We start from the raw sequence: 13579 nt of genomic DNA, 5'->3' as shown, positions 1-13579 counted from the left end.
TCTTTAAAACCAATGTTCAACATCGTTGTGTCACTCACTTCTACTGCTAACCGCTTTTCAACTCTTTTTATACTTGTTACAGCATTATGTATAACAACATCCTGCCATAACAACAAAGCAACCCAAAATGTTGTAAAAACAGATAGCACTCAATATATTCAGTTACCTGAGCCTACTGCCATTTCTGCCAAAGAGCGTAATTATATATTGTCACAAAGCCAGGAATGGTATAATAAATTCCTGCGTAACAGCGGTTTTAATGGCGGCATGATCGTAGCCAAGAATGGTAATATCATCTTCGAAAGATACAATGGCATTGCACACCTGTTCGGCAAAGACACTGTAACCGAGAACACCCCTATGCATGTGGCTTCTATCTCCAAAACATTTACAGGCATGGCTATATTAAAGCTTTGGCAGGATGGCAAGCTGAATTTAGACGATTCGCTCACTAAATACTTTCCCGGCTTTAATTATCCCGGTGTTACCATACGTACTTTATTGGATCATCGCAGCGGACTGCCCAACTATCTTTATTTTATGGAAGATCTTGGTTGGGATAAATCGGTTTTTGTACGTAATAACGATGTACTAACGCAGATGATCAACCGAAAAAGCGAGATAAAAGGTTGCAGCGCCTGCAATACGCATTACGAATACAGCAATACCAACTTTGTTTTATTGGCATTGATAATTGAAAAGATCACCGGTAAAACATTGCCGGAATATTTAAAGGAAACATTCTTTGTTCCGTTGCAAATGAAAAACACCTTTATTTATACGGATGCAGATTCTGCAAAAGCTACTACCAGCTATGACGGCTGGGGAAAGCCTTTTAAATTCGATTTCCTGGATAAAACATACGGCGATAAAAACGTTTTCACTACACCACGCGACCTGTTATTATGGGACAGGGCGCTTTATAGCGGTAAGATATTTAAACCCGAAACATTGCAAGAGGCTTACAAGCCGTACAGCAATGAACATCCGGGTATTAAAAACTATGGGCTAGCCTGGCACATGTACTTATTCCCTAACGGACAAAAAATAATCTACCACAACGGAAGATGGCACGGCAGCAATGCAGTGTTTACCCGCATCATACAAGACTCCGCTACTATTATTGTTATCGGCAACAGGTACGATCGCAATATTTACCGTGCTAAAGAATTAGCCAGCGTCTTTGGCAATTACGGCGAAGATGATAATGAAGAAGGCGAAGGCGGACGGTAATTTCCAATCGATATAACAGCCATTCTATCTAATTACTATACTGATCATTTGTAGCGTTTTTTCTAGTGCCTATAACCGCTGCAATACATTAAATTTGTAGTATCCTTTATTGCGCTGCCTTGCTTGCGGCATGTCATTGTTATTGCATGCTTCATTTAAAATTTGCCATAATGAATTGCCCAAAAAAGAAAATAACTTTTCTTATTTCTTTATTATTCGTCCAATTATTGGGCTGGTCGGCGCTACCCCCTGTTTTTTCCATTCAGCAATTAGATAACCGCAACGGGCTTTCCAACAGTGCCATCAATAATATTTACAGTGATTCTCATAATTTATTATGGATAGCCACCTGGGATGGATTGAATATGTATGACGGCTCCTCTTTTCATGTATTCAATTACAGTCACGAAGCCAACTCAAAAAGCATTGGCAGTAATGTTATTAAACAGGTAATTGAAGATAACCAGCATAATATCTGGGCTTCTACCATTGAAGGTGTTTCCCGGTACAATAGCCAATCAGGGAATTTTTATAATTATTTTTATCACCCGCAGGCAAATGCCAAAATAAGTGAGCAGGAATATTTAATTGCTACAGATAAAACACAATCGGTTTATTGTTTCAATGCACAAATAGGCTTTTGCCATTATGATAATGTACAGGATAAATTCTCAAAGTGTACTATTGATCTTCGCAATAACAAGATCATAAAGTTTGCTTTTAATGCCCGTAACGAATTATATATATTGTACAACGATGGCGTGCTTGGTGTTTATACCGGAAAAGATGGAAAGTTTACGCAAACAAGTTCTTTTCCAAACACCTATTCCATCACTAATTTCTTTATTGCCAACAATACTACCTTTTTTAATACAGCATCGAATGAACTATACGTTGTAAAAAACAATACGCCGCAGCTATTAAACAACTCTCCTGCGCATGCAATAGCATCTATCATCTTTTATCACGATCATTACTTATTATCATCTGCTACAAAAGGACTGACGATACTGGATGCTAATTTCCAATCATCCGATTTTTTACAGAATGAATTGCCTGCATTACAAAACATACACATCACTGCATGGGCTTGCAGCAGCGAAGATATTCTTTGGATAGGCACCGATGGCAGCGGCTTATTAAAGATATATCCAAGCACCAAGCTATTCGGCACCGTTACCATTTCGGATGATAAGCTCGTATACAACAAAGCCGTTCGTTCATTCTGCAAGCAGGATAATAATTTATGGGTTGCCACCAAAGGCAGCGGCATCATTGCATTACAAAACTTCCGGAATAACAATTCATCTACCTATACCAAAACAAACTTTATTGCACCTGCAAGCATCGATAACAATGCAGTGTATGCATTAAAAAATGCAGCTGACGGTTATATATACATTGGTACCGATGCAAAAGGCATTGGTCTGTACGATAAAACATTGAATCGTTTTTATAAATGGAACCAGGTAGAAGGCTTTGATAAGGTACCTGAGTTTGGTTCTGTATACAGCATTCTTCCTGATGATGATGGTAGTTTGTGGATCGGTACCAGCGGTTATGGCCTGATCCATTTGTCCATCAAACGAAACAATAATAAAACACCTTCTATTGTTTATTGCAAACAGTATGTATTTACTAATAGTGATTCGGGGCCTGCCAATGACATCATCTATTCCTTAGCTCCTTATAATAAAACGATGCTATGGGTGGGATGCCGCTATGGAGGCTTGAACCTGCTGGATAAAACCACCATGAAGTTTAAAACCTTTAAAGCCTTCTCTTATGATGGCAGCTTGTCTAACAATGATGTGCTTTCTCTTTTTACCGATAAACAAAACCGCACCTGGATCGGCACCAGCTATGGATTGAACTGGATAGACAATGCAAAAGCTTTGACCGATAAACCCGTGTTTAATAAATTAACTGTTGACAATGGCTTGCCCAATAACACCATTCACGGTGTTGAACAAGATGATGAAGGCAATATCTGGATAAGCACCAACAGCGGATTGGCAAAGCTCAATCATCAAAACCTACAGGTACTTTATTATAAGCAGATCGACGGTTTGCAGAGCAATGAATTTTGTGATGGTGCTGCATGGAAAGATTCAGGGTATCTATTCTTTGGCGGCGTTAATGGCTTTAATCATTTTAAGCCTTTTGATATTAAAGAAACCGCCGGCATGCCCAACCTGTTGATCTATGACATCTCTGTAGGAGAAAAAAAACCGACCAATAATTTTTATGCGCTTAGTCCGGATGCCAACAATCTGTTGCAATTTAATATAGGGCGTTCCAACAATTACTTTGAATGCAATATCAAAGCCATTAGCTTTCTAAATGCAGAAAAATGTGAGTATGCGTATAAACTGCAAGGACATGATAAGAACTGGCATTATATCGGCACTAACAGTAAAATCATTTATGACAACATCTCTCCCGGCAATTATACCTTATTAATAAAATGGACAAACGGTGAAGGCAACTGGACAAAAGAAACCGCCTTCTTTACATTAGAAGTAAAACAATACTGGTGGCTTAGCTGGTATGCATATACGTTATATGCTATAGCGTTTGCCATTGGCTTGTATTACTTTTATCGTTACCGAAAGAACAGGCTGGAAATAAAGCACCAACTAGAGCTGGAACATATTTCAAGAGTGAACGAACAGGAAATGCATCAAAACCGCATGGGCTTGTTTACCAATATTGCACATGAGCTGCAAACGCCGCTTACGTTAATAATGGGTTCTGCAGAACGGTTGTTGCAGAAGAACAGCAAGGAAATGGAAATAAAAAGCAAGCCTTATTTCTTGTCTTCCATTCATCAGCAGGCATCACGACTAACCTACCTTGTTCATCAATTATTGGAGTTCAGAAAACTGGAATCGGGTTTTGTCGGCAATCAATATAGCTACCTGAATATTTCCATCTTATTAACCACATTGGCTGAACCGTTTATAACACTCAGCGGACAAAATAAAAAACGGTACAGCATCAATATACAGGCAGATATGATGGGTTGGGTTGATAAGGACAAGCTGGAAATAATTGTCTTCAATCTTTTATCCAATGCATTTAAACATTCAGCCACCAATGAAGAAATAAATTTCTCGGCGGCGCAAAACCTTACCGGCGGACTGGAGATCACGGTAAGCAATACGGGTGTTTCGCTGAGTGAAGAAACGCTCAATCGTTTATTCAATCAATTTTATACAACAGGTTCTGCCAATGGAACATTCGGCACCGGCATTGGCTTAGCTTTTACCAAGCAACTGGTAGAAATGATGGAAGGACATATAGAAGTAGACAACCATGATAATTGCATTCATTTTAAGATAATGCTGCCGCCGGGCAAAGAACAGCAACTACCTGGTACATTAGCCAATACAAAGCCTTCTTATTTATATGCTGCCGTAACCAACTATGCTTCGCAGCTACCGGAAATCATTTCTAAAGAAGGCAACAAGCAGGCTGCTGTAGAACAGATGCTCGATAATGATAAGCCACGCATATTAATTGCGGAAGACGAAAATGAGATACGCTTTTTATTAAAAGATATTTTAAAGAACGATTACCTGGTATTTGAAGCAGAAGACGGACAAAAGGCATTGCAGATGCTGGACACTGTTAACCCCGACCTTATTATATGCGATGTATTAATGCCGCACATGGGCGGATTAGAGTTTTGCAATACCATTAAAAATTCTCCCCGCTATTGCCACCTTCCGGTTATTATGTTGTCTGCATTGGATAGCGACAATCATCACTTACATGGATACGAAGCCGGTGCTGATGCATATATCGGCAAGCCTTTCCATACAGATTATTTGATCCAGCGGATAAAAAAATTATTGGAATATCGCCGTAAGCTGGTTGCTTTCTTTAAAACCAATAAAGAAGAAGAGAATAACCTGTCTGAGCTTGAATTAACACATACGGATAAGGAATTTTTAAAGCAGGTGGTAAAAGCTATTGAAGACAATATAGCGGATGAAGAGTTTGGCGCAACAGAACTGGAGAAGATATGCTGTTATAGTAAAATGCAATTATACCGTAAAGTAAAAGCGCTTACGGATATGACACCCGGGGAATTTATAAAACATATCCGTTTAAAAAGAGCTGCCCAATTGCTGCAAACTACCAATCTTACTGTTGCAGAGATATTCTATCAAACAGGCTTTAATAATCAATCTTACTTTTTCAGGGAGTTTAAGAAGTATTATAATTGTGCACCGAATGAGTATAGAAATCAACAGGTGAATAATTAGTATTACAACCATGTCGCTCTGCTAAGTGAAACATTCGGATACTTCCGAAATATTGTTGCCTATGGCGGTGAACTTGCGGAAGCATCCGAAAGCTTGCTGCCAACCGCAGGGAACTTTCGGATGCTTTCGAAACCCTCCCGCTAACAGCAGGGAACATTCGGGTCCTTCCGAAACCATCCCGCCAACGGAAGGGAACTTTCGGATGCTTCCGAAACCTTGCTGCCGACAGCGGCGATAGATCATGCAACCTATTCTACCTAAAAATGCAGTATCTTACAATACTCCTCTTTTAAAAAACCTATCGGGCTTAATTTTTCACTGAAATGATATCATAGTACAGTAAAATGATACTATAGTACAGCAAGAAATACATTGATTTTCTTCACTTTGTGTAGCCGGGAAATATATCAGCGAAATTTTATTTCCAACAACGATTGCACTTCCAGACTGCCATTTTCCATTTTATCAAGTCGGTTCAAGTGCATTAAAAAGCAGTTTTCAATACACTATCGTGTATCGTTGACCGTTACAACGCATCCAGTTTTTTGAAATAAGTATTGAATTAAATCAAAGGGGGTTTAAATCAATTACAGGTTATGGGGCATTTGCAGGCTGTTTTATGTTATCGCAAATGCCTTATAGCCAAACCAAGAATGCTTTAATGTAGATATGCTAATAACTATTGTTAACTCTTAAAATTTCAAACAATGAAACGACAGCTCAAAAACTTGCCAATTAACACCACATAACAGTACCGCTTATTTAATCTGTTATGCAGCATACATCTTAATGTATGCTGAAGTTAAAAATCAAAAAAACTAACACAGCATGAAAAAAAATTATCAAACTTTTGTTTTTGCCATAAAACAACAAACCTTTCTTATTCCTGTGGCACTAACTATATTTTCCTTTTTTCTTAGTGCCGGCACGCTGCAAGCTCAAATCGATGTAAATGTCCAAACACAGACCAATGTCAATGTAAACCTGGGTCAGGTTATTGTAAAAGGCGTGGTGCAATCTGCCAACGGCGAAGGACTGGCGGCAGCTTCTATCATAGATAAAAAATCAAACGCCAGCACCGTTTCTGACAATAACGGGGCATTTAGTATTTCTGTTCCGGCAGATGCGATACTAACGATCTCGCATGTAGGTTATAAAGACCAGGATATTGCTGTAGGCGGCAGGTCTGCCCTAAGCATAGTACTGGATGCTGCTCCCAATACATTAAACGATGTGGTGGTGGTAGGTTATACTGCTCAAAAGAAATCATCTATTACCGGGGCTATTGGTACTGTTAACATGGAAGATGCTGACAAACGCAAAGTGCCTGATGTTGCACAGATGTTGCAAGGGCAGGTAGCAGGTGTTCAGGTTACGCAAAGCACGGGTGCTCCCGGCGATCCTATACAGGTAGTGATACGTGGTTCCGGAACTATTTTTAGCGGTAACGATCCTTTATATATAGTAGATGGAGTTCCAACAACGGATATTTCTTTTATCAATCCTACCGATATCGCTTCTATGTCTGTATTGAAAGATGCGGCTTCTGCAGCTTTATACGGTGCAAGAGCGTCGGGCGGTGTGGTAGTAGTTACTACCAAAAGTGGCAGAAAAGGGAAAGCTGTTGTGAATGTAGATTACTATCATGGTTTGCAACAGGTAACCAATCTTCCGCAAATGTTGAATGGCACGCAATACATGGATAAGATGGAAGAAAGCTGGAACAATGCCAACCCCGGCAATGCGTCAGCCAATCCATACACAGCAGATAAAAACAACCCTAATTTAAAATTAGCCAATACCAACTGGCTGGATGAATTATTTACCATCGGGCAAACAGATAATGTAAATGTTTCTGTAAGCGGTGGTTCAGATAAAGTTCAATTCTTTGTAGCAGGTGGCTATTATCATCAAAATGGTATCGTAGTGTATGATAATGACCAATACAATCGTGTTAGCTTCCGCACTAATCTTACTATCAATATAACAGATCGCTTAAAAGTAGGAACCAACCTGCAGGTGGTAAATGCAGTACAGGATGCGCTTTCGTCAAGTGGCGATGCACCCGGTATCATACGTCATGCATTTATTCGTCCTCCGGTGATCGGCGTTTATAAAGATCCTACAGATCCTACTTATTCTGCTGCTGATCCATTTACTGACTTACCGTTTTACGCACAAAACCTTGCAAACAGCAATAACGGAAAATGGGATGCAGGAAGCAACCATTATGAATTTAGTTCAAACCCTGTTGCATTAGCGTATTATACCAATGACAAACGCGGTAACCTGCGCAGCTTTGGAAATGTTTTTGGCGAATATGCTTTCTTAAAGAACAAAGAATTAAAATTTAGAAGCAGCCTGGGATTTGATGCCGATTTCATTCATAATAAAGCGTTCTATCCAAACTTTGGAGATGATGATGGCGGCGGTGGAATTTATAATGGACAAGGAAGAATAAACAGGCCGAACAGCTTAAGCGAAACAAGAGGCTTACAAACAAACATTACCTGGACAAATACACTTAACTACAACAAAAAAATAGGCAAAAATTATCTTAGCGCCTTGTTAGGAACAGAGTATATTTCGGATGATTATTCTTTCATCAGTGGTTCAAGAGTTAGCTATTCTAATCCTGATGCAGCGTATCAATACCTTGGTTTTGGTAGCACTTCAACAGGAATTTACAATGATGGCACGGAAGAAGAGTCAGCGCTGTTCTCAGTTTTCGGCGGCGTTAACTATAACTATGATAGCAGGTATTATTTAAGTGCTAATCTTCGCAGGGATGCTTCCAGCAAATTCACATCAGAACACCAGGTAGCTTATTTCCCTTCGTTCTCCGGTGCATGGAGAATCTCGCAGGAAAGCTTCATGAAGAATTCAAAAGCAGTTTCTGATCTTAAGCTGAGAGCAAGCTGGGGACAATTAGGAAATCAAAATGGGTTAAGCAATTACACCTCCTATCCTATTGTTGATCCTGTTACGAATGCTATCACACGTCTTTCTAATCCTAATTTAAAATGGGAAACTACTACGCAAACAGATGTGGGCTTAGATATGGGTTTTGTTCAAAACAAGCTTACAGCATCATTTGATTATTTCCGGAAAAAAACAACAGACCTGATATTGCCTTTGCAGGTGCCTATACACTTAGGCAACTATAATGCAACAGCGATCAATGCAGGAGAAGTATCTAACAACGGGTATGAAATAACGGTAGGATACCGGAACAATGACCATGCATTCAAATATGCTATCAGTGCAAACTACGCCAATGTTCAAAACGAAGTGAATGCAATGTATACGTATGTACCTAACATCTTCAACGATCCTGTTAGAACAGAAGCCGGGCAACCCGTATTCTCTTACTATGGATATAAAATGGTAGGCATCTATCAAAACCAGTCAGAGATCGATACCTATTTACACGGAGCACCACATGATAATATCAAACCCGGTTATATCAAATTTGCAGATCTAAATAATGATGGTGTCATCAACGATAAAGACAGAACTTATATCGGCAATCCTAATCCACGTAATACGTATGGCTTAAATCTTTCAGGCAGTTATAAAGCATTCGACTTCTCTATCTTCTTCCAGGGAGTGCAAGGTGTTGAAAGGTGGAACGATCTGAAGAGGATCATCGATTATGATACACGTCCGTTCAACCATTCGGTGAATACATTAAATGCATGGGATGGAGAAGGCACTTCCAACACAGTACCTATTTCTACATTCAATGATAATGGAAGCAGTAAGAACTCCAGCATTTTTGTGGAAGATGCATCTTACCTGCGTTTGAAGAATGTTGAGATAGGATATTCTTTCGGTAAGTCGTTAAGTAAATACCGCAATCGCATACAGGATATACGGATATACTTATCCATGCAAAACCTGTTTACGATCACTGATTATACAGGCTTAGACCCTGAACAAACCTTGTTGATAGACAAAGGAACCTATCCGCAATCACAGGCATTTATTTTGGGTGTTAATGTAAAATTTTAAATCATTTTAAATAACATTATTATGAAATCAATTGGTAAAATATTGTTCGTTGTTGCAGTGATCGCATTGGCATCCTGCAGTAAAGAACTAAACAAAACACCTATCGGTATCGTAACCGAAGAAGCACCCGATACAAAGACCTCGGTAGAAGCTTCGGTAACCGGTAGCTATCAGCTATTGTCCAACACATTGAACCTATTGGGCACCTGGGATTGGGCACATGCCACAGTATTCCGCGACGATTTTATTTTGCAGGATATTGCTTCCGGCGATATGTTGAAGAAATGGTCTCCCGACGGCGATCAGGCATGGATGGATCAATTTGCTGACTTTAGCTTTACAGCAGATAATCCCGGCTTTTACGGACAATGGGTATATGATTATACCGGTATTGCAAGAGCTAATAAAGCAATTGGCAAACTAACGGACGATGCATTGATGACAAGCATCGGCGTTAGTGATGATGAAAAGAGATTTATGTTGGGCCAGGTATATTATTTAAGAGCTTTTTATTACTTCGACCTGATCAATAACTTTGGTGATGTACCAATGATATTGATCCCTGTTAAAACAATAGGCGATGCCTACTCTGTTACAGGACGTACGCCAAAAGCAGATGTAACCACACAGATCAATGCCGACCTTGCTGCCGCTTTACCACTAATGCCGGATGGCAAATATTCTGATGCTACTGATCAATGGCGTGTTTCCAAAGGCGCTGTGTTGGCAATGCAGGCAAAAGTTGCTTTGTACAATCAGCAATGGTCAACGGTTATAACTACTATCAATACGTTGGAAGGCTTGGGATATTTCAGCCTGAACACCAATTATTTTGATTGCTTTGACCAAACAAAAAAGTTTGCTGAGAACGAAGACATATTTCAATACAATCACCAGGCAAATAAAATACCCGATGCAGGCAATGGCATCTGTGCTCCTTTAGGATGGGGCTTTATTGCGCCTTCTACTGATTTCACTAATTCTTTTGAAGCAAACGATCCACGCTTTGGTTTAACAGTTGATGTTACCAATAAGAATGTCTTTAAATTATTAGGAACATTAGATGCAAGCAACAAGGGCAATGACCAGGCGCCAAGCGATAAGATATATATCCGTTGGGCTGATGTATTGCTTTGGAAAGCAGAAGCCTATTTACAAACAAGTGATTACAGCAATGCTGTTACTTACATTAATAAGATAAGACAACGTGCACGCACTTCTCAAACAGCAACAGGCGGAACACCTCCTGTTGGCACATTGCCCGACAGAGATGTATCTACCACAGACCCTGCTGTTATTAGAGGCTGGCTGATCTCTGAACGCAGAGCTGAACTAGGTTTCGAAAGCCAACGCTTTAACGACTTAAAACGTTGGGGAATTGCCAAGACATTCTTAACAGGTATTGGTGTAAACTTCCAGGACAAGAACATGGTATATCCTATTCCACAGGCAGAAATTGACGGAACCGGTGGAACGATGGCACAAAACCCGGATTATTAATAGCAATTAAAGTTTGTTTTTATAGCAGAGCAGCGTTTTCATTTTTAGTTACCGAATCCATAGCTCTTTCTCTATAAAAGGGAAAGAGCATGGAAACGGTTCTAAAGCTGCAACTACATTTTACTTCCACATTTATTACCAGACGATATTAGAATCAGATGAAAAAAGATATTGCCAAACGATTTGCAGCAAACCCTTTATTATCTCCCAAAGATCTAAAGCCAAGTATCAAAGGACTTGAAATTACTTGCTTGTTGAATCCCGGTGCTTTTAGATATGAAGGAAAAACATGGTTATTGGTTAGAGTAGCAGAACGCCCGGTACAAAAAGAAAACCTCATCTCCTTTCCTATTATTAAACCCAATGGAGATTATGAAATCATTGAGATCGCAACGAATGATCCCGCTTTAAAAAATTCAGATCCAAGAGTAATTAATTATAAAGGAGCCGACTATCTCACCACCTTATCACACTTACGTCTTTTATGCAGCGAGGACGGCATTCACTTTTACGATCCCGAAAGCTATCCATTACTAACGGGCAAGGGTAAGCTGGAAGCATTTGGTATTGAAGATTGCAGGGTATCTCAAATTGACAACAAGTATTATCTCACCTTCACTGCTGTTTCAGGCAATGGTGTGGGCGTAGGATTAAAGATCACAAGTGATTGGAAAAATTTTGCATCGCATGGAATGATATTTCCTCCGCACAATAAAGACTGCGCCATTTTTGAAGAAAAGATCAACAATAAATTCTATGCTTTTCATCGCCCCAGCAGTCCGGAAATTGGCGGAAATTATATATGGATAGCCGAATCGCCGGATGGTATTCATTGGGGCAATCATCAATGCATATTAAGAACACGACAAGATAATTGGGACAGTGCAAGAGTGGGTGCCGGGGCTGCTCCTATCAAAACAGACAAAGGACTGTTAGCTATTTACCACGGCGCTAACAAACAACATCAATATTGTTTGGGAGCCATTTTATTAGACGCCAATGATCCTGCTAAATTGTTAGCACAAACAGATGCTCCTATTATGATTCCTACAGAAGAATATGAGACCAAAGGATTTTTAGGAAACGTTGTTTTCACTAACGGGCATATACTTAAGGAAGATAGCGATACTGTAACGGTTTATTACGGCGCTGCCGATGAATATGTATGTGCTGCCGATTTTTCTATAAAAGAAATTCTTTCATTATTAATACCATGCCATGCTAACTAAATTAATGAATGAAATAAATCATTTTAAAAAACAAACACATGATTTCAAAACGTTGGTTATAACCAACCTGGTGTTTGCTTTTACTTTACCGGTGATCGAGATCTTTATTGCTGCATTTGTAATGCGCCAATCGAACGATCCGGCAAAGGTTATACTGTATCAATTTACTGTTTATACCGGTATTCCAATTGCATTTTTTTTTAATGGTTTTTTGTTGAGAGTTTTTAATATACGTGGTTTGTTTTCTGCAGGCATGTTGCTAAGTGGTGTATCAATGGTTATAATGATGTCGTTACATGAGCTTACCAATACAGGTATAGGTACAGCAGGAATTATAATGGGATTTGCGTTTGGTTTTTATTGGGCGAATCGTGATTACCTGGCATTGGCAATTACCAACGATGATAACCGTAATTATTACTACGGGCTGGAAACGTTTTTCTATACCATCATTGCGGTAATAGTTCCCATTTCTATCGGCTGGATTATTGAATCGAATGCAGAAATTGATAAGCATGGGGCTTACCGGACTATTTCATTTGCAGTAATTGCAGTAACCATTATTGCTTCTATCATTTGCTTTACAGGCAGATTTGCAAATCCTCCTAAAGAGAAATTTATATATAGAAAATTCAACCCCCTTTGGTATAAGCTTTTAATACTGGCGCTTTTAAAAGGATTGTCGCAGGGATTTATAGTAACGGCGCCGGCAATGCTTATTATGAAACTACTAGGTAAAGAAGGCGCATTAGGTACCGCACAATCCGTTGGTGCTATCATAGCAGCATTCATGATCTATTTGGTAGGCCGGCTCTCTGCACCAAAGCATCGTATAAAAATATTTACATTAGGATTGGTATTGTTTGCAGCAGGTGCTTTTTTTAATTGCATCATGTTTGATAAAACAGGAGTGGTCATATTTGTACTGTTATTACTAGTTGCCCGTCCTTTAATGGATGTAGCGTATTTTCCTATACAGTTCAGAGTAATTGATGTGGTTTCTAAAATTGAGAACAGAACAGAGTTTGCATACATATTGAATCATGAGTTTGGGTTATATGCAGGAAGGTTTTTAGGCGCTACTACTTTCTTATTATTGGCATATAATATTTCAGATAATATTGCTTTGCGGTATGCAATATTGATCATTGCAGTTATTCAATTACTATCAATTGTTGTTGGTAAGAATATTATTGCAGCGTGTAATAAAATTTCATCCACTTCTGAAATAACTAAAGAAGAAAATAAAGAGGCTGAAGTAGCTTTAACTGTAGTTGAAGAGAAACAGTAGGATAACCTATCTGGAGTTCCGATAGAAGAAAATATTTG

General features: G+C 39.2%; 6 protein-coding genes. All 6 read left to right on the top strand.

The window, feature by feature from the left end; all coding sequences use genetic code 11:
* Positions 1–12 precede the first annotated feature (12 nt).
* The 6 genes from K9M53_RS08040 (at position 13) to K9M53_RS08015 (ending at position 13541) form a co-directional block, all read left to right on the top strand.
* Positions 13–1233 (top strand): serine hydrolase domain-containing protein, encoded by a 1221-nt coding sequence (locus K9M53_RS08040; RefSeq protein WP_224019116.1) that lies wholly within the window; start codon positions 13–15, stop codon positions 1231–1233.
* A gap of 170 nt (positions 1234–1403) precedes the next feature.
* A complete protein-coding gene (locus tag K9M53_RS08035; RefSeq protein ID WP_224019115.1) occupies positions 1404–5507 on the top strand; it encodes a hybrid sensor histidine kinase/response regulator transcription factor in 4104 nt (1367 codons plus the stop codon).
* A gap of 828 nt (positions 5508–6335) precedes the next feature.
* Positions 6336–9521, top strand: a complete 3186-nt coding sequence (locus K9M53_RS08030; protein ID WP_224019114.1) for a SusC/RagA family TonB-linked outer membrane protein — start codon at positions 6336–6338, stop codon at positions 9519–9521.
* Between the two features lie 21 nt (positions 9522–9542).
* Positions 9543–11021, top strand: coding sequence for a RagB/SusD family nutrient uptake outer membrane protein (locus tag K9M53_RS08025; RefSeq protein WP_224019113.1), 1479 nt, complete (start codon positions 9543–9545; stop codon positions 11019–11021).
* Positions 11022–11179: 158 nt separating this feature from the next.
* The gene (locus tag K9M53_RS08020; protein WP_224019112.1) at positions 11180–12250 is read left to right on the top strand and encodes a glycoside hydrolase family 130 protein; all 1071 of its coding nucleotides are present in this window, start codon (positions 11180–11182) and stop codon (positions 12248–12250) included.
* The gene (locus K9M53_RS08015) at positions 12240–13541 is read left to right on the top strand and encodes an MFS transporter (RefSeq protein WP_224019111.1); all 1302 of its coding nucleotides are present in this window, start codon (positions 12240–12242) and stop codon (positions 13539–13541) included. The genes K9M53_RS08020 and K9M53_RS08015 overlap by 11 nt, the downstream gene beginning before the upstream one ends.
* Positions 13542–13579 lie beyond the last annotated feature (38 nt).

This window comes from Ferruginibacter albus (genome assembly GCF_020042285.1).
GTDB lineage: Bacteria > Bacteroidota > Bacteroidia > Chitinophagales > Chitinophagaceae > Ferruginibacter > Ferruginibacter albus.
This window is presented reverse-complemented; position numbering and strand designations above follow the sequence as displayed.

Excerpts from the sequence above, each read along its gene's own strand:
- K9M53_RS08015 (WP_224019111.1), top strand. The coding sequence starts at position 12,240 with ATGCTAACTAAATTAATGAATGAAATAAATCATTTTAAAAAACAAACA.
- K9M53_RS08040 (WP_224019116.1), top strand. The coding sequence starts at position 13 with ATGTTCAACATCGTTGTGTCACTCACTTCTACTGCTAACCGCTTTTCA.
- K9M53_RS08025 (WP_224019113.1), top strand. The coding sequence starts at position 9,543 with ATGAAATCAATTGGTAAAATATTGTTCGTTGTTGCAGTGATCGCATTG.
- K9M53_RS08020 (WP_224019112.1), top strand. The coding sequence starts at position 11,180 with ATGAAAAAAGATATTGCCAAACGATTTGCAGCAAACCCTTTATTATCT.
- K9M53_RS08030 (WP_224019114.1), top strand. The coding sequence starts at position 6,336 with ATGAAAAAAAATTATCAAACTTTTGTTTTTGCCATAAAACAACAAACC.
- K9M53_RS08035 (WP_224019115.1), top strand. The coding sequence starts at position 1,404 with ATGAATTGCCCAAAAAAGAAAATAACTTTTCTTATTTCTTTATTATTC.